This is a genomic window from Mycobacterium sp. NGS51 (assembly GCF_059812525.1).
Map to the genome: position 1 here is coordinate 267,559 of NZ_JCALCV010000002.1, position 25,961 is coordinate 293,519.

General features: G+C 67.1%; 20 protein-coding genes and 2 pseudogenes. 10 read left to right on the top strand and 12 right to left on the bottom strand.

From position 1 onward, the window contains the following. Positions 1 to 2 precede the first annotated feature (2 nt). The 3 genes from AC5Y5W_RS03935 to rpmF all read right to left on the bottom strand — a co-directional run bounded on the left by AC5Y5W_RS03935 (position 3) and on the right by rpmF (position 2,461). Positions 3 to 1,508, bottom strand: coding sequence for a HAMP domain-containing sensor histidine kinase (locus tag AC5Y5W_RS03935; RefSeq protein ID WP_500010127.1), 1,506 nt, complete (start codon positions 1,506 to 1,508; stop codon positions 3 to 5). Further along, entirely contained in the window at positions 1,508 to 2,194 is a 687-nt protein-coding gene (locus AC5Y5W_RS03940; protein ID WP_500010126.1) for a response regulator transcription factor, read from the bottom strand. The genes AC5Y5W_RS03935 and AC5Y5W_RS03940 overlap by 1 nt, the downstream gene beginning before the upstream one ends. A 93-nt stretch (positions 2,195 to 2,287) precedes the next feature. Next, on the bottom strand, positions 2,288 to 2,461 hold the full coding sequence (gene rpmF / locus AC5Y5W_RS03945) for a 50S ribosomal protein L32 (protein ID WP_500022107.1): 174 nt from the start codon (positions 2,459 to 2,461) through the stop codon (positions 2,288 to 2,290). 205 nt (positions 2,462 to 2,666) lie between these two features. Here rpmF and AC5Y5W_RS03950 point away from each other — a divergent pair. From AC5Y5W_RS03950 to AC5Y5W_RS03985, 8 genes and pseudogenes are all read left to right on the top strand, one after another. Continuing rightward, positions 2,667 to 2,750, top strand: a pseudogene (locus tag AC5Y5W_RS03950) (hypothetical protein); the annotation flags it as partial. Further along, a complete protein-coding gene (locus AC5Y5W_RS03955; RefSeq protein WP_500022108.1) occupies positions 2,747 to 4,441 on the top strand; it encodes an acyclic terpene utilization AtuA family protein in 1,695 nt (564 codons plus the stop codon). The pseudogene AC5Y5W_RS03950 and the gene AC5Y5W_RS03955, both read left to right, overlap by 4 nt. Further along, the gene (locus AC5Y5W_RS03960; protein ID WP_500022109.1) at positions 4,438 to 5,586 is read left to right on the top strand and encodes an acyl-CoA dehydrogenase family protein; all 1,149 of its coding nucleotides are present in this window, start codon (positions 4,438 to 4,440) and stop codon (positions 5,584 to 5,586) included. Before AC5Y5W_RS03955 ends, AC5Y5W_RS03960 begins: the two co-directional genes overlap by 4 nt. Positions 5,587 to 5,674: 88 nt before the next feature. Continuing rightward, a complete protein-coding gene (locus tag AC5Y5W_RS03965) occupies positions 5,675 to 7,264 on the top strand; it encodes an acyl-CoA carboxylase subunit beta (protein WP_500010170.1) in 1,590 nt (529 codons plus the stop codon). A 5-nt stretch (positions 7,265 to 7,269) separates the two neighbouring features. Further along, complete coding sequence (locus AC5Y5W_RS03970; RefSeq protein ID WP_500022110.1) at positions 7,270 to 9,252, top strand: acetyl/propionyl/methylcrotonyl-CoA carboxylase subunit alpha; 1,983 nt, start codon at positions 7,270 to 7,272, stop codon at positions 9,250 to 9,252. Next, on the top strand, positions 9,249 to 10,415 hold the full coding sequence (locus AC5Y5W_RS03975) for an acyl-CoA dehydrogenase family protein (RefSeq protein ID WP_500022111.1): 1,167 nt from the start codon (positions 9,249 to 9,251) through the stop codon (positions 10,413 to 10,415). Before AC5Y5W_RS03970 ends, AC5Y5W_RS03975 begins: the two co-directional genes overlap by 4 nt. Beyond that, positions 10,415 to 11,255: pseudogene (locus tag AC5Y5W_RS03980) on the top strand (enoyl-CoA hydratase family protein); the annotation flags it as partial. The gene AC5Y5W_RS03975 and the pseudogene AC5Y5W_RS03980, both read left to right, overlap by 1 nt. A 75-nt stretch (positions 11,256 to 11,330) precedes the next feature. After that, positions 11,331 to 11,933: a DUF1707 SHOCT-like domain-containing protein gene (locus tag AC5Y5W_RS03985; protein WP_500010120.1), complete on the top strand. Its 603-nt coding sequence runs from the start codon at positions 11,331 to 11,333 to the stop codon at positions 11,931 to 11,933. A 12-nt stretch (positions 11,934 to 11,945) separates the two neighbouring features. Here AC5Y5W_RS03985 and AC5Y5W_RS03990 read toward each other — a convergent pair whose 3' ends face one another. Continuing rightward, positions 11,946 to 13,973 carry a vWA domain-containing protein gene (locus AC5Y5W_RS03990; protein WP_500022112.1) on the bottom strand — a complete coding sequence of 676 codons (2,028 nt, stop codon included), beginning with the start codon at positions 13,971 to 13,973 and terminating at the stop codon, positions 11,946 to 11,948. Next, positions 13,966 to 15,351: a sigma 54-interacting transcriptional regulator gene (locus tag AC5Y5W_RS03995; protein ID WP_500022113.1), complete on the bottom strand. Its 1,386-nt coding sequence runs from the start codon at positions 15,349 to 15,351 to the stop codon at positions 13,966 to 13,968. Before AC5Y5W_RS03995 ends, AC5Y5W_RS03990 begins: the two co-directional genes overlap by 8 nt. Positions 15,352 to 15,442: 91 nt before the next feature. Here AC5Y5W_RS03995 and AC5Y5W_RS04000 point away from each other — a divergent pair, with 91 nt between their 5' ends. Further along, positions 15,443 to 16,453, top strand: a complete 1,011-nt coding sequence (locus AC5Y5W_RS04000; RefSeq protein WP_500010117.1) for an alpha/beta hydrolase — start codon at positions 15,443 to 15,445, stop codon at positions 16,451 to 16,453. Positions 16,454 to 16,526: 73 nt separating this feature from the next. Here the strand turns inward: AC5Y5W_RS04000 and purH are convergent, their stop codons facing one another. From purH to AC5Y5W_RS04020, 4 genes are all read right to left on the bottom strand, one after another. After that, positions 16,527 to 18,095, bottom strand: coding sequence for a bifunctional phosphoribosylaminoimidazolecarboxamide formyltransferase/IMP cyclohydrolase (gene purH / locus AC5Y5W_RS04005; protein ID WP_500022114.1), 1,569 nt, complete (start codon positions 18,093 to 18,095; stop codon positions 16,527 to 16,529). Beyond that, positions 18,092 to 18,721: a phosphoribosylglycinamide formyltransferase gene (gene purN, locus AC5Y5W_RS04010; protein ID WP_500010115.1), complete on the bottom strand. Its 630-nt coding sequence runs from the start codon at positions 18,719 to 18,721 to the stop codon at positions 18,092 to 18,094. The genes purH and purN overlap by 4 nt, the downstream gene beginning before the upstream one ends. Positions 18,722 to 18,749: 28 nt before the next feature. Continuing rightward, on the bottom strand, positions 18,750 to 20,081 hold the full coding sequence (locus tag AC5Y5W_RS04015; protein WP_500010114.1) for a cell division protein PerM: 1,332 nt from the start codon (positions 20,079 to 20,081) through the stop codon (positions 18,750 to 18,752). A gap of 95 nt (positions 20,082 to 20,176) precedes the next feature. Further along, positions 20,177 to 21,079 (bottom strand): DUF5336 domain-containing protein, encoded by a 903-nt coding sequence (locus tag AC5Y5W_RS04020; RefSeq protein ID WP_500010113.1) that lies wholly within the window; start codon positions 21,077 to 21,079, stop codon positions 20,177 to 20,179. 246 nt (positions 21,080 to 21,325) lie between these two features. On the opposite strand from AC5Y5W_RS04020, the gene AC5Y5W_RS04025 reads away from it, so the two are divergent. Beyond that, complete coding sequence (locus AC5Y5W_RS04025; protein ID WP_499887002.1) at positions 21,326 to 22,174, top strand: LLM class F420-dependent oxidoreductase; 849 nt, start codon at positions 21,326 to 21,328, stop codon at positions 22,172 to 22,174. A 70-nt stretch (positions 22,175 to 22,244) separates the two neighbouring features. Here the strand turns inward: AC5Y5W_RS04025 and AC5Y5W_RS04030 are convergent, their stop codons facing one another. The 3 genes from AC5Y5W_RS04030 to sucC are packed head-to-tail and all read right to left on the bottom strand — an operon-like array spanning position 22,245 to position 25,906. After that, positions 22,245 to 23,786, bottom strand: coding sequence for an acetyl-CoA acetyltransferase (locus tag AC5Y5W_RS04030; RefSeq protein WP_500010112.1), 1,542 nt, complete (start codon positions 23,784 to 23,786; stop codon positions 22,245 to 22,247). A gap of 37 nt (positions 23,787 to 23,823) precedes the next feature. Beyond that, positions 23,824 to 24,726: a succinate--CoA ligase subunit alpha gene (sucD, locus tag AC5Y5W_RS04035; protein WP_500010111.1), complete on the bottom strand. Its 903-nt coding sequence runs from the start codon at positions 24,724 to 24,726 to the stop codon at positions 23,824 to 23,826. A gap of 16 nt (positions 24,727 to 24,742) precedes the next feature. Continuing rightward, positions 24,743 to 25,906: an ADP-forming succinate--CoA ligase subunit beta gene (sucC, locus tag AC5Y5W_RS04040; protein WP_500022115.1), complete on the bottom strand. Its 1,164-nt coding sequence runs from the start codon at positions 25,904 to 25,906 to the stop codon at positions 24,743 to 24,745. Between the last annotated feature and the right edge of the window lie 55 nt (positions 25,907 to 25,961).

The window sequence follows — 25,961 nt, forward strand, 5'->3', positions numbered from 1 at the left end:
AACTACCTTGCCTGCGTGGACTGAGATTCCACTGAGACAACGTTCGCTGGGCCTTCAGAGTTTCCCCCATTTTGCCCCGCGCTAACATCCGGCTCCGGATAGGGCATAACCGGCAGCGGACGTCCGGGCAGCAACACGTATATCGAGGTCCCCGGCGGCTGGCCGCCGGGCACGGTGTCCTCCACGCGCAGCGCTCCACCGTGTTTGAGCACCACTTGCTTGACGATCGCCAGCCCCAGACCGGAACCGGGCATCGCCCGCGCGGCCGCGGAACGGAAGAACCGTTCGAACACCAATTGGCGTTCCTCCGGCGGAATGCCCGGGCCGTTGTCGGCGACCACCAGTTCGGCATGCGCGGGATCCAGTTGGGTCATCCGGACGCTGACCCGCCCGCCCGACGGACTCCACTTGGCCGCGTTGTCCATCAGATTCAGTACCGCGCGGGACAGGCCGGCGAGGTCACCGTAGACCTGCCATCCGATCACCTGTACCTCGAAGTCGATGTCGTTGCGCCGCCGCCGGACCCGCTCCAGGCTGCGGTCGATGACCTCACCCATGTCAACCGGCTCGTGCACGACCTCACCGGCGTCGTCTCTGGTCAAGTCCACCAAATCGCCTATCAGCGTGGACAATTCCTCGATCTGGGCGATCACGTCGGCACGCAGGTCGATCATTTCCTGCTCCGGTAGCCGCGGCGCGCCGGGCTGCATCGACGCCATCAGCAACTCGACGTTGGTCCGCAGCGACGTCAGCGGGGTCCGCAGTTCATGACCGGCATCGGTGACCAGCTGGGCCTGCCGCTCCCGCGACTCGGCCAGTGCCCGCAGCATCAGGTTGAATGCCTCGGTCAGCCTGGCCAACTCGTCACTGCCGAATACCGGGATGGGTCGTAGGTCGTCGGTGCGGGCCACGCGCTCGGCGGCCTCGGTGAGCCGGCCCACCGGGCGCAGCCCAGCGCGGGTGACCATGCCCCCGGCTACCGCGGCCACCACGACGCCCACGCCGCCGACAATCAGCAGCACCCAGCGCAGTTTCAGCATGACCGCATCGGTGGGCGCCAGGCTCTTGGAGATCAGGAGCGACGCGCCGTTTGGCAGGTGAATGGCCAGCACCCGCTGATCGGCCGCCGTGCGCCGGGACATGAACAAGTCACCGCGGATGACTGCTTTTTCCGGGTTGCCGACCGGCAGCGTCTGACCTTGCTGGTTAGCGGTGTAGATCGATCGGCCCGGGTTGACCAGCATCGCGTTGACATCCGAATATGCAGTGCCCTCAATGGCTTTGCCGGGGTCGGCGGATAGCGATCCGCTTGCGATCAGCAGTTGCGCCCTGCTCTGCAGTTGGTCGTCGATGTCCTTGTAGAGCGCCGCCGAGATCACCGCGTACACCGCGACGGCCATCAACACGACGACCATCGCCACCATCGACATCGCCAGGAGCATCACCCGCCATCGCAACGACAACGAGGGGGTCGCTCGCAGCGGAGCGCGCCGGCCGAACATGGACATCAGGGAGGCGTTTCACGGAGCACGTAACCCACTCCGCGAACGGTGTGGATCAACCGCGGCTCGCCGTCGGCTTCGGTCTTGCGGCGCAGATACCCGACGTAGACCTCCAGCGCGTTGCCCGAGGTGGGAAAGTCGAAGCCCCATACTTCCTCGAGAATGCGACTGCGGGTGAGCACTCGCCGCGGGTTGGCGATCAGCATCTCCAACAGCGCGAATTCGGTGCGCGTCAGGCTGATCTGGCGTTGCCCGCGAGTGACGTCACGGGTCATCGGGTCGAGCGTCAGATCCGAGAACGTCATAGCCACCGACTCGGCGGAATCCTCGGGCTGGGTGCGGCGCAACAGCGCCCGCATCCGGGCCAGCAGCTCTTCAAGTGCGAACGGCTTCGGTAGATAGTCGTCGGCGCCGGCATCCAGGCCGGCGACCCGTTCGGAGATCGCGTCGCGGGCGGTCAACACCAGGATGGGCAGATCATCGCCGGTGCTGCGCAACTGACGGCAAACTTCCAGACCATCCAGCCGCGGCATCATGACGTCCAGCACCACGGCGTCGGGCCGGTCGGTAGTGATCATGTCGAGGGCCTCGACACCGTCTTGAGCCAGCGTCACCGAGTAGCCGTTGAACGACAGCGAGCGCCGCAGCGACTCACGCACCGCACGATCGTCGTCGACAACAAGAATCCGCACGGCCACCAGTTTTAACCAATCGCCTGAGAGCGACCTAAGAGGTCCGCGGCCCTACTGCAGTGCGCGCAGTCGCGTCACACTCGACGGGCGAAGTCAGCGCCGGTCGAGGTCGATGAGACCGAGCCGGGCGGCTTTGAGCAGCCGACGCGGCACCTTATGCTGTTGACCGGCCACCGTCACACCGACGAGTTCGGGCTTGGCGGCCTTCCACTGGGCGCGCCGGCTTCGGGTGTTCGCACGCGACATCCTGCGCTTGGGCACAGCCATAATCGAGCCTTACTCCTGGTAGGGGGTCGCCGCGCAAACAGATCGACAGCGACGATTGCTCCCCAGAATAGTCGGTGACCTGTTGGGCACCCAAATCGGGTGATCGGCCGGGCATCCTTGACCTAACACCTGCCGCACCGGCTAACCTACCGGTTGGTTGGTACGTTGGCTGCTCAGTCGCCGGGGAGGGAGGACACCCATGAGCCGCGCCAGCGACGATGCAGCGGGGGCACCCCCAGCCGCGCAGCGGCGAGGGGGACGAAGCGATGAGGAGGAGCGGCGCCCATGAGCACTGCGGTCCGAATCGGGAACTGCTCGGGGTTCTACGGCGACCGGCTTTCGGCGATGCGCGAGATGCTCACCGGCGGCGACCTGGACTATCTGACCGGTGACTATCTGGCCGAGCTGACCATGCTGATCCTGGGTCGGGACCGGATGAAGCACCCCGAGCGCGGCTACGCCAAGACCTTCCTCACCCAACTCGAGGAGTGTCTGGGGCTGGCCCACGACCGCGGCGTACGGATCGTGGCCAACGCCGGCGGCCTCAACCCTGCCGGCCTGGCCGACGCGGTGCGAGAACTGGCCGGGCGGCTGGGCATCCCGACACGGGTGGCACACGTCGAGGGCGACGACCTGCAGCCGCGCGCCGACGAGCTCGGGCTGGGCACGCCGCTGACCGCCAACGCCTACCTGGGCGCCTGGGGCATCGTCGACTGCCTGCACAGCGGCGCCGACGTGGTCGTCACCGGGCGGGTCACCGACGCCTCGGTGATCGTGGGTCCAGCGGCTGCGCATTTCGGCTGGACGCGCAGCGACTACAACCAGTTGGCCGGAGCGGTGGTGGCCGGCCACGTCATCGAATGCGGCATCCAGGCCACCGGCGGCAACTATTCGTTCTTCACCGAGGTGCCCGACCTGACCTATGCCGGCTTCCCGCTGGCCGAGATTTTCCCCGACGGCTCCTCGGTGATCACCAAACATCCCGGCACCGGAGGTCTGGTCAGCGTCGACACGGTGACCGCCCAACTGCTCTACGAAGTCACCGGCGCCCGCTACGCCAACCCGGACGTCACCGCCCGGATGGACACCGTCGCGCTGTCCGACGACGGCCCGGACCGGGTGCGGATCAGCGATGTGGCCGGCGAGCCGCCACCGCCGACGCTGAAGGTGTCGCTGAACAGCATCGGCGGATTCCGCAACGCGATGACGTTCGTCCTGACCGGGCTGGACATCGAGGCCAAAGCCAAGCTGGTGCGACGGCAGCTGGACGCCGGGCTCCCGGTCAAGCCCGCGGAGCTGGAGTGGACGCTGGCCCGCACCGACCACGCCGATGCCGACACCGAGGAAGCGGCCAGCGCGCTACTGCGCTGCGTGGTCCGCGATCCCGACCCGGCGAACGTCGGACGCCAATTCTCCTCGGCCGCAGTTGAACTCGCGCTGGCCAGCTATCCCGGGTTCACGGTGACCGCCCCGCCCGGCGAAGGTCAGGTCTACGGCGTGTTCACCCCCGGCTACGTAGAAGCGGCCAAGGTGCCGCACGTCGCAGTGCACACCGATGGCAGCCGGATCGAGATTCCCTGCGCCACTGAAACTCTCGAGCTGGGCCCGGCCGATCCGCCTGAGTTGCCCGAGCCACTGCCGGCCGGACCGACCCGGCGGCTGCCGCTGGGAGTCGTGGCGGGCGCCCGCAGCGGCGACAAGGGCGGGTCGGCCAACGTCGGGGTGTGGGTGCGCACCGACGAGCAGTGGCGCTGGCTGGCCCACACGCTAACCGTCGAGAAGCTCGCGGACCTGCTGCCCGAAACCGCCGGCCTGCCGGTCACCCGCCATGTGCTGCCCAACCTGCGCGCGGTGAACTTCGTCATCGACGACATCCTCGGTCAGGGCGTCGCCTACCAGGCTCGCTTCGACCCGCAGGCCAAAGGGCTGGGCGAATGGTTGCGCAGCCGCCATGTCGAGATCCCGGAAAGGCTGCTGTGAACATCTGGACCACACCCGAGCGTGACCAGCTCCGCAAGACCGTCCGCTCGTTCGCCGAGCGGGAGATCCTGCCGCACGCCGACGAGTGGGAACGGATCGGCGAGCTGCCGCGCGACCTGCACCGCCGCGCCGGAGAAGCCGGGCTACTGGGAGCGGGGTTCCCCGAAGCGGTCGGCGGTGGCGGCGGCGACGGCGCCGACTCACTGATCATCTGCGAAGAACTGCACGAGGCCGGCGTGCCCGGCGGGGTGTTCGCGTCGCTGTTCACCTGTGGGATCGCGGTACCGCACATGATCGCGTCGGGCGATCAGCGGCTCATCGACACATTCGTGCGGCCCACGCTGCGCGGTGAGAAGATCGGCGCGCTGGCCATCACCGAGCCGGGCGGCGGTTCTGACGTCGGGCACCTACGGACCGCCGCGATCCGGGACGGCGATGACTACATCGCCAACGGCGCCAAGACCTACATCACCTCCGGGGTTCGGGCCGACTACGTGGTGTCCGCGGTGCGCACCGGCGGTCCGGGCGCCGCCGGAGTATCGCTGTTGGTGGTGGAAAAAGGCACGCCCGGCTTTGAGGTCACCCGCAAGCTGGAAAAAATGGGCTGGCGCTCCTCGGACACCGCGGAGCTGTCCTACGTCGACGCACGCGTGCCGGCAGCCAACCTGGTGGGCGCCGAGAACAGCGGCTTCGCCCAGATCGCCCTGGCATTCGTGTCCGAACGCGTTGGGCTTGCCGCGCAAGCCTATTCGAGTGCACAGCGCTGCCTAGAGCTGACGGTTCAATGGTGTCGCGACCGGGAAACCTTCGGCCGGCCGCTGATCTCGCGGCAGACCGTGCAGAACACGCTCGCCGAGATGGCCCGTCGCATCGACGTGGCCCGCGTCTATACCCGCAATGTGGTGGAACGTCAGCTCGCCGGAGAGACCAACCTGATCGCGCAGGTGTGCTTCGCCAAGAACACCGCGGTGGAAGCCGGCGAATGGGTTGTCCACCAAGCCGTCCAACTGTTCGGGGGGATGGGCTACATGGCCGAGTCCGAAATCGAACGCCAGTATCGCGACATGCGGATCATCGGCATCGGCGGCGGAACCACCGAAATCCTGACCGCATTGGCCGCCAAGACCCTTGGATACCAATCATGATCATTCCGCCTCCTCGCCCCCTCGCCGCTCCGCGGCTGGGGGTGCCTCCTCATCGCTACGCTCTGCATCGTCGGCGGTGGCTATGACGGTGTTGCAATCCACGCTCGATCCCTCCGCACCCACATACACCGAGGCGGCGGCGTCGTTGTCCACCAAGCTGGACGAGATCGACGCTGAACTCGCCAAAGCGCTGGGCGGCGGTGGGTCTAAATACGTCGAGCGCCACCATGCCCGGGGCAAGCTCACCGCCCGGGAACGCATCGAGCTGCTGGTCGACCCGGATTCGCCGTTTCTCGAGTTGAGCCCGCTGGCGGCGTGGGGCAGCAACTTCCAGATCGGCGCCAGCCTGGTAGTCGGCATCGGCGCGGTCTCCGGGGTGGAGTGCATGATCGTCGCCAACGACCCCACCGTCAAAGGTGGCACCAGCAACCCGTGGACACTGCGAAAGATACTCCGCGCCAACCAGATCGCGTTCCAGAACCGACTGCCGGTGATCTCGCTGGTGGAATCCGGCGGTGCGGACCTGCCCACCCAGAAGGAGATCTTCATCCCGGGCGGGCAGATGTTCCGCGACCTGACCCGCCTCTCGGCCGCCGGAATACCGACGATCGCCTTGGTTTTCGGCAACTCCACCGCGGGTGGGGCCTACATCCCCGGTATGTCCGATCACGTGGTGATGATCAAAGAGCGCTCGAAGGTCTTTCTGGCCGGCCCGCCGCTGGTCAAGATGGCCACCGGCGAGGAATCCGACGACGAGTCACTCGGTGGCGCCGAAATGCATGCCCGCATTTCGGGATTGGCAGACTACTTCGCCGTCGACGAGCTCGACGCGATCCGGCTCGGTCGCCGCATCGTGGCGCGGCTGAACTGGGTCAAGCAGGGTCCCGCGCCGAAACCGGTGACCGAGCCGTTGTTCGACCCCGACGAGCTGATCGGCATCGTCCCGTCGGACCTGCGCATCCCGTTCGATCCGCGGGAAGTGATCGCCCGCATTGTCGACGGCTCCGAATTCGACGAGTTCAAGCCGATGTACGGCTCGTCGCTGGTGACGGGCTGGGCGCAACTCCACGGGTATCCGCTGGGCATCCTGGCCAACGCCCGAGGCGTGTTGTTTTCCGAGGAGTCGCAGAAGGCCACCCAGTTCATCCAGCTGGCCAACCGCTCCGACACGCCATTGCTGTTCTTGCACAACACCACCGGCTACATGGTGGGCAAGGACTATGAAGAGGGCGGAATGATCAAACACGGCTCGATGATGATCAATGCCGTGTCGAACTCGACGGTGCCGCACATTTCGCTGCTGATCGGCGCGTCGTACGGCGCCGGGCACTACGGGATGTGTGGTCGGGCCTACGACCCGAGATTCCTGTTCGCTTGGCCCAGTGCTAAATCGGCGGTGATGGGCGGTGCCCAGCTGGCCGGGGTGCTGTCGATCGTGAGCCGGGCCGCCGCCGAAGCCCGCGGCCAGCAGGTCGACGAGCAGGCCGACGCCGCAATGCGGGCCGCCGTCGAGGGCCAGATCGAAGCCGAATCGCTGCCGATGGTGCTATCCGGGATGCTGTACGACGACGGGGTGATCGACCCACGCGACACCCGCACGGTGTTGGGAATATGTTTGTCCGCCATCGCCAATGGCCCGGTAAAGGGGACGTCGAACTTCGGCGTCTTCCGGATGTGATGCCCATGATTACCCGAGTATTGGTGGCCAACCGCGGCGAGATCGCGCGGCGGGTGTTCGCCACCTGCCGTCGACTGGGCCTGAGCACCGTCGCCGTCTACACCGACCCCGACGCCAACGCACCGCACGTCTGGCAGGCCGACGCAAAGGTGCGGCTGCCGAAAACCAACGACTACCTGTCCATCGATGCGCTGATCGCGGCGGCCCGCGCGGCCGGCGCCGATGCAGTCCATCCTGGCTACGGGTTCCTCTCGGAGAACGCGGATTTCGCGACGGCTGTGCAGAACGCCGGCCTGACGTGGATCGGGCCGCCGGTGGCCGCGGTGCAGGCGATGGGATCCAAAATCGAGGCCAAGAAGATGATGGCCGCCGCCGGAGTGCCGGTCCTCGACCAGCTCGATCCGGACACCGTGACGCCGCAGCAGCTGCCGGTGCTGGTCAAAGCATCGGCAGGTGGCGGCGGACGCGGTATGCGGGTGGTCAACGACCTGGCAGACCTCCGAGACCAGGTCGCAGCCGCCAGCCGGGAAGCGCAATCGGCGTTCGGCGACCCCACGGTGTTCTGCGAGCGCTACCTGCCCACCGGCCACCACGTCGAGGTCCAGGTGCTCGCCGACGCCCACGGCACCGTATGGGCAGTGGGTGAACGCGAATGCTCGATCCAGCGCCGGCATCAGAAGATCATCGAGGAGGCACCCTCACCGCTCGTCGAGCGCACGCCGGGTATGCGTGCCAAGCTCTTCGATGCCGCGCGGCTGGCTGCCGAGGCGATCGGCTACACCGGCGCCGGAACCGTCGAGTTCTTGGCTGACGACGACGGCGAGTTCTACTTCCTGGAAATGAACACCCGACTACAGGTCGAACACCCGGTCACCGAGGAGACGACCGGCCTCGACCTGGTCGGACTTCAGCTCGCCGTGGCCGACGGGGTCCGCCTGGACGCGGACCCCCCTGCCGCGCAAGGGCATTCGATTGAAGCGCGGCTCTACGCCGAAGACCCGGCCCGGGGCTGGCAGCCGCAGGCCGGTGAGGTGCAGCGCATCGACGTGGCCGGCACCCGGACCGAGTTCGAGACGCTCGGCTCGCGCACCGGGATCCGGCTGGATTCCGGGATTGTCGACGGGTCGGTGGTGTCCATCCACTACGACCCGATGCTGGCCAAGGTCATCTCCTACGCTCCGACCCGCCGCCAGGCCGCGTTGGTGCTCGCACACGCACTGGCCCGCGCCCACCTGCACGGGGTACGCACCAACCGCGATCTGCTGGTCAACGTGCTGCGCCACCCGGCGTTCCTCGATGGTGCCACCGACACAGCGTTTTTCGACACTCACGGCCTGGACGAGCTGTCGGCACCACTGGCCGATGCGACGGGCATCCGGCTGTCCGCCGTGGCGGCCGCTCTTGCCGACGCTGCGCACAACCGCTCGACGGCGGTCGTGCTCGGCTCGATTCCCAGCGGCTGGCGCAACCTGGCGTCGGGCCACCAGGCCAAGTCCTACCTCGATGACAGCGGCGAAGAACATCGAATTGAATACCGGTTCAGCAGAACCGGCTTGGAGCTCGCGGACGAGGTGCATCTGATCTCGTCCACCCCGCATGAGGTCGTGCTGGCTGACAGCGCAGGGGTGGCGCACAGCTTCGCTGTCGCCCGCTACGCCGATGACGTCTACGTCGACTCGCCCTACGGGCCGGTGCACCTGATCGCGCTGCCGCGCTTCCCGGAGCCGGGATCGGCCCTCGAACAGGGCTCGTTGGTTGCACCGATGCCCGGCAACGTCATTCGGGTCGGCGCTCAAGTCGGCGATACCGTGACCGAAGGACAGCCACTGATCTGGCTGGAAGCCATGAAGATGGAACACACCATCACCTCGCCCACCGACGGCGTGCTCGCCGAACTCGATGTCCAGCCCGGCCAGCAGGTCGAGGTGGGTGCCGTCTTGGCGCGCGTCGACGCAACCGAAAACCCAGAAGGAGACCCGCAATCGTGACCGACACCAGCTTCATCGAGAGCGAGGAACGCCAGGCCCTACGCAAGGCGGTGGCGGCGATGACCGCCAACTACGGCCAGGACTACTACCTGGAGAAGGCCCGCGCCCAGCAGCACACCGACGAATTGTGGAGCGAGGCAGGCAAACTCGGCTTTCTCGGGGTCAACCTGCCCGAGCAGTACGGCGGCGGCGGCGCCGGGATGTACGAGCTGTCCCTGGTGATGGAAGAGATGGCGACCCACGGCTGCGCGCTGCTGATGATGGTGGTGTCGCCGGCGATCAACGGCACCATCATCGCCAAGTTCGGTACCGACGAGCAGAAGCAGCGGTGGCTGCCGGGCATCGCCGACGGGTCGATCACGATGGCGTTCGCCATCACCGAGCCGGACGCCGGATCCAACTCGCACAAGATCACCACCACCGCGCGTCGTGACGGCGGCGACTGGATTCTTTCCGGGCAGAAGGTTTTCATCTCCGGCGTCGACCAGGCCCAGCTGGTGCTGGTCGTCGGGCGCACCGAGGAAACCAAAACCGGCAAGCTGCGTCCGGCACTGTTCGTGGTGCCCACCGACGCACCCGGCTTCAGCTACACCCCGATCGAGATGGAACTGATCAGCCCCGAACGCCAATTCCAGGTGTTCATCGACGAGGTGCGGTTGCCGTCCGATGCGTTGGTGGGATCCGAAGACGCCGCGATCGCCCAACTGTTCGCCGGCCTGAACCCGGAGCGGATCATGGGTGCGGCCAGCGCAGTGGGCATGGGCCGATTCGCGATCAACAAGGCCGCTGACTACGTCAAGACCCGTAAGGTGTGGGGCACCCCGATCGGGGCGCACCAAGGGCTCTCACATCCGTTGGCGCAGAACCATATTGAGATCGAGCTGGCCAAGCTGATGATGCAGAAGGCCGCGTCCCTCTACGACAGCGGCGACGACATCGGCGCCGCCGAGTCGGCCAACATGGCCAAATACGCCGCCGGCGAGGCGTCGACACGAGCAGTCGACCAGGCCGTCCAGTCGCTGGGCGGCAACGGGCTGACCAAGGAATACGGCATCGCCGCAGCGCTGACCGCATCGCGGTTATCGCGGATCGCGCCGGTGAGCCGGGAAATGGTGCTCAACTTCGTCGCGCAGACGTCGCTGGGCCTGCCGCGCTCCTACTGATGGACAGGCTGGTCGAGTATGTCGCCGACGGGCACGTCGCGCGGCTGACGCTGAACTCTCCACACAACCGCAACGCGTTGTCGACGGCACTGGTCAGCCAGTTGCACGAGGGCCTTCGCGAGGCCGACGCCGATCCCGCAATACGGGCGGTGGTGTTGGGCCACACCGGCGGGACGTTCTGCGCCGGCGCGGATCTGAGCCAAGCGTCCGGCGGCGATCCGCGTGGCGATCGCGAGCGCGGCGAAGCCGCGCGAAGCGGGTCGCCACCATCGGCATTCGACATGGCCGCCGATCGGGCCCGCGAGCTCACCGCGCTACTGCGCGCGATCGTGGAGTCACCGCTGCCGGTGATCGGGGCGATCGACGGCCACGTCCGGGCCGGCGGCTTCGGCTTGGTAGGCGCTTGCGACATCGCGGTGGCCGGGCCGCGCAGCACGTTCGCGCTGACCGAGGCCCGGATCGGGGTCGCGCCGGCGATCATCTCGCTGACGTTGCTGCCGAAAATGTCGCCGCGCGCCGCCGCGCGCTACTACCTGACCGGCGAGAAGTTCGACGCCGGCGAAGCTGCTGCGATCGGGTTGGTCACGATGGCCGTCGACGACGTCGAGGCCGCGGTGGCGTCGCTCGTCGCTAATGTGGCGCTGGGGTCTCCGCAGGGCCTGGCCGCATCAAAGGCGCTGACCACAGCTGGTGTTCTGGCGGGCTTCGACCGCGACGCCGAGCGGCTTACGACGGACTCCGCGCAACTGTTCGTCTCCGAGGAAGCCCGCGAAGGCATGCTCGCCTTCCTGCAGAAACGCCCGCCCCGGTGGGCGACCGACGACGATGCGGGCCGCTGAGCAGCCCGCGACCGCGCCAAGCCACTTCGGCGAAGTTGCCTTGCAGCAAAAATTCTTCGTCGTAGGCTCATAAGTGATGAGCAATTCAGCGCAGCCAGGCGCGCGCGGCGAGCGGAGCGGTCTGCCGCGCGCCGCCGAAACCGACCGCATCCAGGTGGCCCAGTTGCTCACCGAAGCCGCTGCTCAGGGTCGGCTGCAGATGAGCGACTACGAAGATCGGCTCACCAAGGCATACGCGGCCAAGACCTATGCAGAATTGGACCGCCTGCACTCCGACTTAGTCGGATCGTCGGTGAACCCCTGCCGGGGCGGCGACTGCCAACCCGCGCCGTCCACGCTGCTGCTGGCGATCATGAGCGCGTTCGAGCGACGCGGCCGCTGGAATGTGCCCAAGAAGCTGACGACGTTCGCGCTGTGGGGCGGTGGAGTGGTCGATCTCCGCTACGCCGACTTCACGTCCACCGAGGTGGAGATCCGCGCCTACTCGATCATGGGCGGGCAAACAATCCTGTTGCCGCCGGAAGTCAACGTCGATATCCACGGCCACGGCGTGATGGGCGGATTCGATCATAAGGTCAGCGGCGAAGGATCACCCGGTGCCCCGACGGTCAAAGTTCGCGGCTTCTCGCTGTGGGGCGGTGTGGGCATCAAGCGGAAGAATCGCAAAGGTCAGCGCTAGTGCTGGGCAAGGTTACCGCCGTCGCCTGGACCGGAGGTAATCACCCACCACCGCGGCGCCCAGCCCGTCGAGGTCGGGCACCACGACCCGGCCCTCCACCCGTCGCGCCACCTGGTCGATGAACCGGGCCAGGCCAGGATCGCTGCCCAGCCGGAAAATCGTCACCTGCGCGCCCAGCCTGGCCATGTCGTCGAATCCGCGCACGGTGTGGGCGATGGTCCGCGGGTGGGGCGGATAGTCGAAAAACACTGCCGCGCCGTCGCCGTCGGTTCCTTCCAGATGGGCGGTCGGCTCACCGTCGGTGACCACCAGGACGACCGGCTGCGCGTTGGGGTGGCGGCGTAGATGCTGACCGGCCAGCGCCAATGCGTGGTGCAGATTGGTGCCCTGCTCATAGACTCCCTCCAGGCCCATCAGCTCGGCTGGCGTCATCGTTCGCGCGTAGCGGCCAAATGCGATGATCTGCAGCGCATCCGAGCGGAACCGAGTGCTGACCAGATGGTTGAGCGCCAGCGCCGTTCGCTTCATCGGCAACCAGCGGTTCTCCATCACCATTGAAAACGAGGTGTCGACCAGCAGCGCGACCGCGGCCTGCGTGCGGGTTTCGGTCTCGGAGACCTCGACGTCGTCCACGGTGATCCGGATCGGCCCATCGACGGTTGGGGTGCCGGCCTGCCGTAGTACCGCGTTGGTCAGCGTGCGGGTGACATTCCACGGCTCGGTGTCACCGAACTGCCACGGCCGGGTCGCGCCGGTCAGCTCGCCGGCCGCGCCGGCACGCCGGTGATCACGCTCGCCGCGCCGGCTGGAAAGCTGTTCTGCCACATCGCGTAACGCCGTCTCACCCAGTCGCCGCATCGCCTTGGGTGAGAGCCGCCACTGGCCGTCCGAACCGCGGTCGAAGAAGCCCTGGTTGACCAGCGCGCGCTCCAGCTCGGCGAGCGTTTGCGCGTCGATGGCCGACTGGTCGCCGAGCTGGCGGGCCAGCGCATCGAGGTCGACGTCATCCATGGTCGCGCCCGGGTAGCTCTGCGACAGCTGCTCGGCCAGTTGTTCCAGCTCGGCAATGTCGGCCAACGCCTGCGCGCCCTCCCCCATGCCCAGTGGGTTGTCGCCGGAGAACTCCGACGACCCGGTCCAGTCCTCGCCCGGACGGGCTGCCTGCAGGTGCATGTCCAGCCGGTCCAGCGCCTGCATCAATGCCGGAGATCCGAATGCTTGCTGCGCCAACGCATCCAACTCGGCACGCTGCTCTGCGCTCAAACTGTTGCGGAACCGCTGCGCTGCGGCGGCCCGCTTGGCCAGCGAGTCGAGCAACTCGTCGACGTTGCGCGGGTTCTCCGGGAAGAACTCGCCGTGCTTATTCATGAAGTCTTGAAAATCCTGCTGCGTGTCCGCACCCCGGGAGTGCTTGTCCAGCAGGCTGTTCAGGTCGTCGAGCATCTCGGTGACGCGCTGACGGTCCTCGTCGGTAGCGCCCTCCAATGCCTGCTTCATCCCCGCGAAGCGTTGGTCGAGCATCTCGCGGCCCAGCAGATCCTTGATCTGCTCGTACTTTTCGCGGGCTTCACCGCTGCGCCAGTTGTACTCGGAGAGCTCTTGGACGGCTTTGGCCGGCGAGGCCGAAAGCGCCTCGAGCTGCAACTCGCCGAAGCGGGCATCGTCGTCGAGCGCGCGGGCCAATGCTTTGCGCTCGGCCAGCACCGCCTCGTCGAGAAGCTTCTTGATCTCCTGCAACGTGCCGTCTAAATTGTTCTGGCGCAACAAGTCCCGTCGACGTCGGTTGGCTTCGGCAGCCAGCCGGTCGGCACCAGGCAGATTCGTGGTGCCCCGCCGCAGCAGCTCGGACAACGCCCGGCGCGGCGAGGTGCCCGCCATCACGTCTTGCCCGATCTGCTCCAGCGCCTCGCGCAGGTCCACCGGCGGAGCCAGCGGGTCGGGTCCGCCGGTATACGCCGAGTACCGCGACGAGTGCCCTCGTGACGATCGCGAGCGCGGCGAAGCCGGGCCCTGCGGGTCGTCACCGTCGAACCTAGCCATAGACGGTTTCGCCCTCACCGGACATTTTGTCGACCCGCTTGGCCAAATACAGCGCCTCCAGCGCCAACTCCAGCGCGGCGGCGCGCTCGCCCTCGGATTCCGCACCCAGCCGCTTGGCGACCGCGTCGATCACCGGCAAATCGGGCAGCGCCGCCAACACGTTCTTGGCCGACACCCGCTCACCCGTCGTCACCGCCGAACCACCCTCGACCGCGGCCACCAACGGGCCGACATCGAGCCCGCCGAGCACCCGCGACGCGGTGTCGGCGGTGGCGCGGCGCAACAGGTGTTCCAGCACGGCCTGTTCGCGGCCTTCCTCGCCGGACTCGAACTCCAATTTGCCGCGCAGCACGTCGATGACGGTGCCGAGATCCACCACCCGGGCCACCGGGTCCGTCTCACCCAGCACCGCGCCGCGATGGCGCGCGGCGGCAGCCACCGTCTCAGCCGCCGCGATCGCGAACCGGGCCGAGACGCCGGAGCGCTGATCGACCGAGTGGGATTCACGCAGGTAGCGAGCAAACCGCGCGATCACCTGCGTCAGATGGTCGGGCACCTGGGCACTCAGGTGCGCCTCCTGCACGATGACGCCCACTTCGGCGTCGAGCTCCAGCGGGTAGTGCGTGCGGATCTCGGCGCCGAACCGGTCCTTGAGCGGGGTGATGATCCGACCGCGGTTGGTGTAGTCCTCCGGGTTGGCGCTGGCCACCACCAGCACATCCAGCGGCAGGCGCAGCGTGTAGCCGCGGACCTGGATGTCGCGCTCCTCCATCACGTTGAGCATCGACACCTGGATGCGCTCGGCCAGGTCGGGCAGCTCGTTGACCGCGACAATGCCCCGGTGCGCCCGGGGGATCAGGCCGTAGGCGATGGTCTCGGGGTCACCGAGGCTGCGTCCCTCGGCGACCTTGATCGGATCGATGTCGCCGACCAGGTCGGCCACGCTGGTGTCGGGTGTGGCCAGCTTCTCGGTGTAGCGCTCGCTGCGGTGTCGCCACTCCACCGGCAGGTCGTCGCCCAGGGTGGCGGCGCGCCGGATCGACTCCGGGGTGATCGGCGAGTACGGATGCTCACCGAGTTCGGCGCCCCCGATCACCGGTGTCCACTCGTCGAGCAATCCCACCAGCGCCCGCAGCAGTCGCGTCTTGCCCTGGCCACGTTCACCGAGCAGGACGAAGTCATGGCCGGCGATCAGCGCGCGTTCCAGCTGCGGCAACACGGTGTCGTCGAAGCCCAGGATCCCCGGCCAGATGTCGTCACCCTCGGCCAGCGCGGTGAGCAGGTTTTCCCGGATTTCCTGTTTGACTCCCCGCTCGCGGTGCCCGCCGGCGCGCAGTTCGCCGACGGTGCGGGGCAGATGGGTCGGTGCAGTCACCACTCCACGCTACGACGGCGCCGCGACGGGCGTCATGCCACGTCGAATCCCGCCATTTGTCGGGCCTCCCCAGCTACCCGATACCCTTGGTCCCGTGAACCTGGTGGATTGGCGCGATCGTCCCGCGACCGCGCACTTCGGGCCGGCCTGCTGGCAGCAGAGCCTGCTCGCGTTGTTGACGGCGATCTTCGTGCGGCCAGTGCTGGCGACGCTGACCGTCGTCGGCATGATCGTCAACCACTTCCGCCCGGATGCACTGCAGCGCGCCCGCCTCGACGTCATCGACAAGCCGCTGCGGGTGATTCCGCCGCTGCCCGACACCGAAATCACGACTGCGCGGCTGCCGCACTGCTCGGCCGAGTGGGTGGTCGCTGACTCGGCACGAGGCTCTGATCGGGTCATCGTCTACTTCCACGGCTCGGCGCTGGTCACCTTGGGCCTGAATTCACACCGCCGCTTCGTCAGCAAGCTGTCGGCTGTCACCGGCGCCCAGGTGTTCAATGTGGGCTATCGGCTGGCCCCGCAGGTTGGCATTGAAGACGCGGTGTCCGACGGGCTCGACGCCTACCGGTACGTGTTATCCCGCGGCTTTTCCCCGGAACACGTTGTGGTGGCCGGAGATTCGGCGGGCGGATTGATGGCCGCCCAGGCCGCGCTGGCCGCCAGGGACGCCGGGCTACCGGTGCCGGCCGGGCAGGCGCTGCTGTCGCCGCTGACGTCGTCGGACATGGAGTTGAAATACCGCGCCCTCAAGAACCACCGCGACGTGATGTTTCCGTTCATGACGGTCAAGTTCATCTACGACGTGTTCGCCACCGTCAACGGCACCCGCCCGCTGCCGGTGATGCCGCCCGAAGCAGACCTGCGCGGGCTCGGTCCGTTCCTGCTGCAAGTCGGCACCCACGAGATGCTGCTCAACGACGCCCGGACGCTGGCCGAGCGGTTGCGGGCAGCCGAGGTACCGGTATGGCTGCAAGAGTGGCACAAGTCCATGCACATGTTCCAGCTCAGCTTCGACGTCAACCCCGACGCCCGCCGCGCGGTCGAGGAGGTCGCCGGATTTATCCGCTACGTGACGACCGCCCCGGACGAAGCCAGCGCCTAAGCCTTTCGCGAAAGTGGGGTTAGCGACGCGTTTCTCGAGTAGACGCGTCGGTAGTTGCACTCTCGCGGAGAGCTTAGTGTGCGAAGTGCCGCGCGCCGGTCAGATACAACGTCACTCCGGCTTTGGCCGCGGCGGCGGTCACCTCGTCGTCGCGAACCGAGCCACCAGGATGGACGATCGCCCTGACCCCTGCGGCGGCCAGCGTCTCCAGCCCGTCCGGGAACGGGAAGAACGCGTCGGAAGCCGCGACCGCACCCTGCACCCGCTCCCCGCCACGCTCGACAGCCAACCGGGCCGCGTCGACGCGGTTGACCTGACCCATACCGACACCGATCGTGGCCCCGTCGGCGGCGACCACGATCGCATTGGACTTCACCGCGCGACAGGTACGCCACGCAAACACTAAGTCTTCCAACGTTGCTGGGCCGGCCGGCGAGCCGGCTGCCAGCGTCCAGTTGGCCGGGTTGTCCCCCGGCGCGTCGAGGCGGTCACGCTGCTGCATCAGCAGTCCGCCGCTGACCTGCCGCACCTCGGTGCCGCCGCCGAGCGGCTCGGAAGCTACCAGCACCCGGATGTTCTTCTTGCGCGCCAGCACGTCGACGGCCCCGGGCGCATACGCCGGCGCCACGATCACTTCGGTGAAAATGGTGCTGACGTATTCGGCCATCTCGACACTGACTTCGGTGTTGGCCGCGATCACTCCACCGAACGCGCTGAGCGGGTCGCACTCATGGGCTTTGCGATGCGCGTCGGCGACCGAAACCGAGGAGATCGCGATCCCGCACGGATTGGCGTGTTTGATGATCGCCACACAGGTCTGCTCATGGTCGAACGCCGCCCGCCAGGCGGCATCAGCATCGGTGAAATTGTTGTAGGACATCTCTTTTCCGTGCAGCTGGTCAGACTGCGCCAGTCCGGGCCAACCGCCGTCGTCGGTGTAGAGCGCCGCCTGCTGATGCGGATTCTCGCCGTACCGCAGCAGTGCCGAGCGCCGCCACGACCCGGCGAACCACTCCGGGAAAGACGTCTGTGGCCGCTCAGGCGCCAGCGTCGACTCCATCCAGCCGGCGACCGCGATGTCGTAGTCAGCGGTATGCCGGAATGCCAAGGACGCCAACTTCTTCCGCTCGGCGAGAGTGAAACCGCCGTTGGTCACTGCGGCGAGCACGCCGTCATAGCCGAGGGGGTCGACCACCACTGCGACGCTGGGATGGTTCTTGGCTGCGGCCCGCACCATCGACGGTCCGCCGATATCGATCTGTTCGACGCATTCGTCGACGCCGGCGCCGGAGTCCACCGTCTCGCCGAACGGATACAGATTCACCACCACCAGCTCGAACGCGGCGATCCCAAGCTGCTCGAGGGCCGCAGCGTGCTCCGGCTTGCGCAGGTCGGCGAGCAACCCGGCATGCACATGCGGATGCAGGGTCTTGACCCGGCCGTCCAACACCTCCGGAAAGCCGGTGACATCCTCCACCGGAGTGACCGGAATGTCCTCTCCTGCAATCGTTTTCGCTGTTGAGCCGGTCGAGACGATATCGACGCCGGCGGCATGCAGGCCGCGGGCCAGGTCGATCAATCCTGTCTTGTCGTAGACGCTGATCAATGCGCGACGGACCGGCCGTCTCCCGTCGTTGCTCACCCGATAATCGCCTTTCGTCCGCTCCACGTCACGCCGCCGGTTGCCACCGCGGCCACCACGTCCACCAACAGCTGCCGCTCGGTGACCTTGATTCTCTCGTGCAGGGTCTGCTCGTCGTCGCCCTCGAGCACCGCAACGGCTTGCTGAGCCAGTATCGGCCCGGTGTCGGTACCGGCGTCGACCAGGTGCACCGTACAGCCGGTGATCTTCACCCCGTAGTCCAGCGCGTCGGCGACCCCGTGCGCACCGGGAAACGCCGGCAGCAGGGTCGGATGCGAGTTGACGATGCGGCCCGAAAAACGTGAAAGAAACTGCGGTCCAAGGATCTTCATGAATCCGGCGGAGATGATCAGGTCGGGCGAATGCGCTGTGGTGGCTTCGGTGAGCGCGGCGTCCCAAGCGTCACGATCCGGGTAGTCCTTGAGCCGGGCGGTGAAGATCGGCAGCGCCGCTGCGGTGGCGACCTCGGCGGCCCGGCAAGCACGATCCACCCCGACAGCGACCACTCGGGCGGGGTAATTTCCGACGGCGGCGCCGAGCAGTGACTCGAGCAGCGAACCGGTACCCGACGCCAGAACCACCAGCCGTGCCGGCGCGCTGGGAGGCACACGGAGCGGTTGCTGCACAGGCTGAGCGTAGCTGGACAACCGAGCCTCAGTCCGGGTCTGGCGGCAGGTCGCCCGTGTCGGTCGGTGTTTCGGGCTCGTCGGCGGCGGATTCGACGACGGAATCAACCTGCGCCTGGTCCGGCAAGTCTGGTCGGTCGTCGGGCTCGGCGGCAGGCGGTACGGTTTTGGGCCTCCGAGGCCGGTCGTCGGGCTCGGCGGTAGACGGTACGGTTTTGTGCTTCCGGGGCCGGCGGCTGACCCCGCCGGCCATCACGACCGTGATCAATCCCACGATCGCGAACCAGAGGAATACCGCGACGGCGAAGGTGCCCTGGTCGACGCCGACAGCGCCGAAGTTGCCCAACTGCCCACTGCCCGCGTAACCCAGCAGTGCCATCGTCAGCGCTGCGAACACAGCTGCAACCAACAACTTGGCCACTGCCGCCCACGCCGGAAGCGGGCGGCGTGCGCATTGCTGGCCGACCGCCACGCCGGAGGATGCACCGATGATCAGCAGCGCGACCCACGCCGGCCCCAACGGCGGGGTGGGAGCCGCAGCCAGAACAGGCAGGGCGGGAATGTCGCCACCGAACACGGTGAACGAGCTGAACGTCGCGAATCCCAGATGGACACTGGATCCGACCGCGACTGCGGCGGTCCCGACGATGACGTTGGGCACATACAACACCGACAGCGCGGTCAGACTGAACTGGCCGAATATCGAATCGGTGATCGCATAAAGGTCGTGCATCGTTCCCCAGTGCACGATCAGCGAGCCGGCCGTCACCACCCCGGATAGACCCAGCAACGCCAGCATGCCCGCGACCGCGCCGCGCAGTGAATCAAACAGCCAGTGGGGCAACGACGAAACCGCCAAGGCCCGGCGGCCCACCCGGGAACAGACCCCGATCGTCGCGCCGATGCCGTGCACCACCAGCACGCTTACGAACGCCCGCAGCGCACTCGGCGTTTGCAGTTCGGTGATCACCGAGGCGGCATCATGGATGACGGCCAACGAGATTGCCGCGATCAGCAGCGGCCCGCCCAGCGCTGACGCCACTATCCAGCGGATAACGAACCACGACGCCGTGGTGGCCGTGGCTTGCGCCGTGGTGCGGGCAGCGCCCCACACCATCAGCAGCACCGGCAACAACGGCATCACACCGAGTTCACGGCCGCCGATCGAGATCGGGACCTGGTGAACGCCCAGCCACATGCTCGCGATGGCGCCCAACGCGCCGGTCATGTCGCTGTTGGCCATCAGCAACTGCAGCAACGTCACCGCGGCGATGATGACCAGTGCCATCACAGCCGGGCCGAAAGCCACCCGCAACAGGTCACGGGCCTGACGGGCGCCCGCCGCTGGATTGTCAGCCACCCACGTCACTCTTCGCGCACGTTGCTAACCAGCTGCGCTCGTCGTCGTCGCGCTGTCGATCACCACATACTCCCGGTGGCGATCCGCTGCGCCCGTCAGGACTGAGACGGGCCTGATGACGGAGACTGCGGTTGCTGTCCCTGACCGTACGACTGCTGGCTCTGTCCCGAACCGCTTTGACTGCCGGAGCTCCCCTGACCTGAACTCTGGGACCCCGAACCGCTCGACGGCGGTTGGCCGTAGCTGGGGAAGCCCGTGGGCGGCGTGGCCGGCCCGTGTTGGGAGCCCTGCTGCGAAGACTGCTGCTGCTGTTGCGGGCCGGTCTGCTGGCCAACTGTGCTGAAACCGCCGGTCGACGGCGAAGACGGGTAGCCGCCATACTGCGATCCGTAGCCCTGGGGCGACTGCGGGCTGTGCTGCTGCTGGTAGTGGCCCTGCTGCTGGCCGTAGTAACCGGACTGTCCGCCGTACTGGCCGTAGTGACCGCCGTACTGGTCGTACTTGGGTCGCGGCGCAGGCGGGGTGATGACGCCCGCTTCCAGCAGGAGCGCAACGACCGCGACGATCGCCTGGATCACGCCGCAGGCCAGGATGAACCACAGCGCCCAGGCGGCCGACACACCGCTCGGCGTGCTGAGCGTCTCTTTGATCGCCGTCAGCGCGCCCAACACCGCAATCGCCGCGACCACCGCCGCGTACTTCTTGGCCTTGGGCACCAAACTGACGGCGGCGAGCAGCGCGGCCACCAGCGCCGCGAGGATCCCGATTCCGATGTCGCCGGAAACCGGTACGGCCGGACCGACGTCGGAGTCGACATTGAACATGGTGCCGAAGCTCGCCAAGTAGCTCGCCAAGCCGAGGGCCGCCACCGCGATGGTCAGGTAAAGGCCCAAACTGCTCGCGTGGTCATCGGATTTCGCGAACGACGGTGTGGATGCCCCGTAGGAGCCCTGCGACTGAGCGGGCGGATATCCGGGACTGCCGGGCGAGTAGGTCATGGCTTCTCCTGTGCTTCCAGTGCTGTTCCGGCCCCACTGTCGTGCGGCGCTTGTAACTGCCACGCGCCGCTCCCCGCGGCGCTACGTCGGACCGCTCCATGAACGCCGTGACGGCTGGCGCGGCGTTGCGACGCGATTCGATCATCCACGCTAGCGCACCGACTGGTGAAGGCGCTGCGCCCCTCGCGTGTCAATCTGTCACCCCCGCGGTTGCCCGTTGGATTGGAACACGTTCTAATTCAGGGCATGGATTACGGGCTTGTGCTGTTCACCAGTGACCGTGGTATCTCCCCGGCCGCGGCCGCCACCCTCGCTGAAAACCATGGCTTCCACACCTTCTACGTCCCGGAACACACGCACATCCCGATCAAGCGCGAGGCGGCACACCCGACCACCGGCGACGAGTCGTTGCCCGACGACCGCTATATGCGCACGTTGGATCCGTGGGTGAGTTTGGGCGCGGCGTGCGCGGTCACTTCACGGGTCCGGTTGTCCACAGCGGTGGCGCTGCCGGTGGAACACGATCCGATCACGCTGGCCAAATCTATTGCCACGCTGGACCATCTGTCCGGCGGCCGGGTAAGCCTCGGCGTGGGATTCGGCTGGAACACCGACGAACTCGCCGACCATGGTGTGCCGCCCGGCCGGCGCCGCACGATGCTGCGCGAGTACCTCGAGGCGATGCGGGCGTTGTGGACCGAGGAGGAAGCCGCCTATCAGGGTGAGTTCGTCAACTTCGGGCCCAGTTGGGCCTGGCCCAAGCCGGTGCAGTCGCATATCCCGGTGCTGGTGGGTGCGGCCGGTACTGAGAAGAACTTCAAGTGGATCGCGCGCAGCGCCGACGGCTGGATCACGACCCCACGGGACTTCGACATCGACGAGCCGGTGAAGCTGTTGCAGGACACCTGGGCGGCCGCGGGCCGCGACGGGGCGCCGCAGATTGTGGCGCTGGACTTCAAGCCGGTGCCCGAGAAGTTGGCCCACTGGGCCGAACTGGGCGTCACCGAGGTGCTGTTCGGCTTGCCGGACCGTTCCGAAGACGAGGTGGCCGCCTACGTGGAGCGGTTGGCCGGGAAGCTGGCCGCTTCCGTTTAGTGCGAGCGTGCGTGTCCCCGGTCGACACGCCGCGGCGAATCCCGGGAACATGCACGCTCGCGGAAAAGAGTTAGGCGAGTGTGCAGCGATTGCCGTAATCGAACGCGCGCACCGAAACCGACTGTCCGAGCGGATCGCCGTCGGTGAGCAGCGCGATCAAGTCATCGTCCTCGGTGGTGGCCAAAAACCGGCTGTCGTCGGCGGTTAAGCGGCCGATGACGATCCCGGTCAACCGGCCCTTGTCGCGCCGGACCGTGTAGGTCTCGACGGTGCCGGCCCCCTCGGCCTGCTCGGTCACCGCCACCGTGGGCGCTTCAGCGATCTGTGCCTGCAGCTGCGCGCTGCCATCGGTCTTCCATCCCACCGGGGTGGTCGAGTAGACCCCGACCGAGTACTTGCTCATGATGCCGCCATTTGCTCCGACGACACCGAATTGCCCTGGCCTACTGCGCATCTGCGCGACGGTCTCGGCCACACCGTGCATCGAGTAGTTATTGCCGGCCCCGCCGAAGAACGGCAGGCCACCGGTCAGGGTCAGCCCGCGCGGATCGTCGGGTGCAATGCCTATCCCGTCGCAGATGTTGAACACCGGCACCGGGAAACAGCTGTACAAATCGAACGTGGCGATGTCGTCGATCCCGATGCCGGCAACTGCCAGCGCTTCGCGCACCGCCATCACCGCCGACGGGGCATGCCCGAGATCGGGCCGATCCAGCAGGCTCTGTTCTTCCATATCGGCATGGCCGTGCAGGTAGACCCAGTTCTCTTCGGGCACACCGAGTTTGCGCGCGGCCTCCACCGACATCAACAGTGCGGCCGCACCCTGGTTGACCTGATCGCGGGCGACGAGCAGCCGCGGGTACGGCTCGGAGATCATCCGGTTGCTCTCTGTGACGGTGATCAGTTCCTCGACATCGCGCTGCACCGGCGCAGCGGCGAACGGATTGTCAGCGGCGACAGTCGAAAACGGCGCGAACAACTCACCCATTCGCCGCAGATAGTCGGCCGGTCCCAGCCCGGTCTTGGCCCGTCGCGCATTCTCCAGCAACGCATATTGCGTGGGCGCATCCACCAAGCCGTGCACCACCGTGTAGCGGCTGATGAGTCCCTCGATGCCGTAGCCGCGGTCTTCCAGCGAGCCCTCGACCGTCTCGGTGAAGTCCGGCCGGTTGTCGGCCGTGGCGAAGTAGCGCGTCGTCGACGTCGCGTCCGACCCGAAGATCAACACGACCTCGGCCTGGCCGGCGGCGATCCCACCGGCCAACTCGGTGATCAGGTGCTGCGGGCCTTGTCCGCCCACCACCTCCAGAATCGCCCGGGCCGGGTCGGCGCCGATCCGGTTGGCCACCGAGCGTGGGTAGTTGTTCGACTTGCCCAACACCGGCTGGGCCGGTCCGGAGATCTCGAACTGGCGCACGCCCGCGACGGTGTCGATCGCCGCGGCCACCTTGGCGACGTCGGCGCCGCAATCGTCCAGCGCGGCGCGGGCCCCGGCGGCGGCCAGCTCCACGGCTGACATCGCGCGGTAGTACGGGTCATCGATCCGTTCGGCGGCCTGCCCGACACCGACGACGACGGGAGTGCGGGGGTCGATGGCGCCGCTCCTCCTCATCGCTGCGCTCTGCATCGTCGCCGGCGCGGATCGACAGTCACAAGTCCTGCAGGAGCTTCCGCGCCAGCGCCGCGGTCTCGGATGGCGTTTTTCCGACCTTGACGCCGGCCGCCTCCAGGGCTTCCTTCTTGGCGGCCGCGGTGCCCGACGAACCGGACACGATGGCTCCGGCGTGCCCCATCGTCTTGCCCTCGGGTGCGGTGAACCCGGCGACGTAGCCGACGACGGGCTTGGAGACGTTGGCCTTGATGTAGTCGGCGGCGCGTTCCTCGGCGTCGCCGCCGATCTCGCCGATCATCACGATGACCTTGGTCTCCGGATCCTTCTCGAACGCCTCGATGGCGTCGATGTGAGTGGTGCCGATCACCGGGTCGCCGCCGATACCGATCGCAGTGGAGAACCCGAAGTCACGCAGCTCGAACATCATCTGATAGGTCAACGTGCCCGACTTCGACACCAGGCCGATCGGACCCGGCCCACTGATGTTGGCCGGCGTGATCCCGACCAGCGCCTGGCCGGGGGTGATGATCCCGGGACAGTTCGGGCCGATGATCCGGGTCTTGTTGCCCTTGCTGACGTTATAGGCCCACGCATACGCGCTGTCCTGCACCGGGATTCCCTCGGTGATGACAACCAGCAGCGGGATCTCGGCGTCGACGGCCTCGATGATGGCGTCCTTGGCGAACTTGGGCGGCACGAAGATGATCGAGACGTCGGCGCCGGTCTCTTTCATGGCCTCCGCGACACTGCCGAAGACCGGCAGCTTGATGACCCGGCCGCCTTTGTCCTCATGGGTGACGGTGGTGCCGGCCTTACGGGCGTTCACACCGCCGACGATCTGGGTGCCGGCCCGCAGCATCCGGGCGGTGTGCACGGTGGCCTCACTGCCGGTGATGCCCTGAACGATGACCTTGTTGTCTGCGGTCAAAAAGATAGCCATATCGAGGGGTCCTTTCTCAGGCGCTCGCCAGCTCGGCGGCTTTGTCGGCGGCCTCATCCATCGTGGCCACCAGCGTCACCAGCGGGTGGTTGGCCTCGGCCAGGATGCGCCGGCCCTCCTCGACGTTGTTGCCGTCGAGCCGAACCACCAGCGGCTTGGTCGCGGTATCGCCAAGCATCTGCAGCGCCGACACGATGCCACTGGCCACTGCGTCGCACGCGGTGATACCGCCGAACACATTGACAAACACGCTCTTGACCTGCGGGTCACCCAGGATGACGTCCAGGCCGGCCGCCATCACCTCAGCGGACGCGCCGCCGCCGATGTCGAGGAAGTTGGCCGGTTTCACGCCGCCGTGCTTCTCGCCGGCATACGCGGCCACGTCCAGCGTCGACATCACCAAGCCGGCGCCGTTGCCGATGATCCCAATCTGTCCGTCCAGCTTGACGTAGTTGAGGTCGTGTTCTTTGGCCTTCAGCTCCAGCGGGTCGGTGGCGTCGCGATCCTCGAACTCGGCATGCCCGGGCTGGCGGAAGTCGGCGTTGCCGTCGAGCGTCACCTTGCCGTCCAGCGCCAGGATCTGATCGTCGGGGGTGCGCACCAGCGGGTTGACCTCGACCAGGGTGGCGTCCTCGGCGACGAAACACTCCCAGAGCTTCTGGATGGTGACTGCCGCGGCATCAAGCACCTCGGCCGGCAGATGACCCTGTTCGGCGATGGACCGCGCAAACGCCAGATCGACGCCCTTGACCGCGTCGACGGGGACCTTGGCCAGCCGCTCGGGCTTGGTGGCGGCGACCTCCTCGATCTCCATGCCGCCCTCCACCGAGCACATCGCCAGGTAGGTGCGGTTGGCCCGGTCGAGTAGGAAGGAGATGTAGTACTCCTCGGCGATGTCGCTGGCCTCCGAGACGAGCAACTTCTTCACGATGTGGCCCTTGATGTCCAGACCGAGGATGTTGTTGGCGTGGGTGTAGGCGTCTTCGGGTGTCGCGGCGTACTTCACCCCGCCGGCCTTGCCCCGGCCGCCGGTCTTGACTTGGGCTTTGACCATTACCGGACGACCGATTTCCTGGGCTACTGCCTTCGCGTCGTCGGCGTCGGCGGTCACCCGGCCGGGCGTGGTGGGCACGTTGTGCTTGGCGAACAATTCCTTCGCCTGGTACTCGAAAAGATCCATGGGCTCACTTCTATGTGTCGGCCTTTGTGTCCGCGGGTCGGTTTCCCGAACCCCG

Coding starts and splice junctions, on each gene's coding strand:
- sucC (WP_500022115.1), bottom strand. CDS start 25,906: ATGGATCTTTTCGAGTACCAGGCGAAGGAATTGTTCGCCAAGCACAAC.
- AC5Y5W_RS03955 (WP_500022108.1), top strand. CDS start 2,747: ATGAGCACTGCGGTCCGAATCGGGAACTGCTCGGGGTTCTACGGCGAC.
- rpmF (WP_500022107.1), bottom strand. CDS start 2,461: ATGGCTGTGCCCAAGCGCAGGATGTCGCGTGCGAACACCCGAAGCCGG.
- AC5Y5W_RS04025 (WP_499887002.1), top strand. CDS start 21,326: ATGGATTACGGGCTTGTGCTGTTCACCAGTGACCGTGGTATCTCCCCG.
- AC5Y5W_RS03935 (WP_500010127.1), bottom strand. CDS start 1,508: ATGTCCATGTTCGGCCGGCGCGCTCCGCTGCGAGCGACCCCCTCGTTG.
- AC5Y5W_RS04020 (WP_500010113.1), bottom strand. CDS start 21,079: ATGACCTACTCGCCCGGCAGTCCCGGATATCCGCCCGCTCAGTCGCAG.
- AC5Y5W_RS03990 (WP_500022112.1), bottom strand. CDS start 13,973: ATGGCTAGGTTCGACGGTGACGACCCGCAGGGCCCGGCTTCGCCGCGC.
- AC5Y5W_RS04030 (WP_500010112.1), bottom strand. CDS start 23,786: ATGAGGAGGAGCGGCGCCATCGACCCCCGCACTCCCGTCGTCGTCGGT.
- AC5Y5W_RS03970 (WP_500022110.1), top strand. CDS start 7,270: ATGATTACCCGAGTATTGGTGGCCAACCGCGGCGAGATCGCGCGGCGG.
- sucD (WP_500010111.1), bottom strand. CDS start 24,726: ATGGCTATCTTTTTGACCGCAGACAACAAGGTCATCGTTCAGGGCATC.
- AC5Y5W_RS03985 (WP_500010120.1), top strand. CDS start 11,331: ATGAGCAATTCAGCGCAGCCAGGCGCGCGCGGCGAGCGGAGCGGTCTG.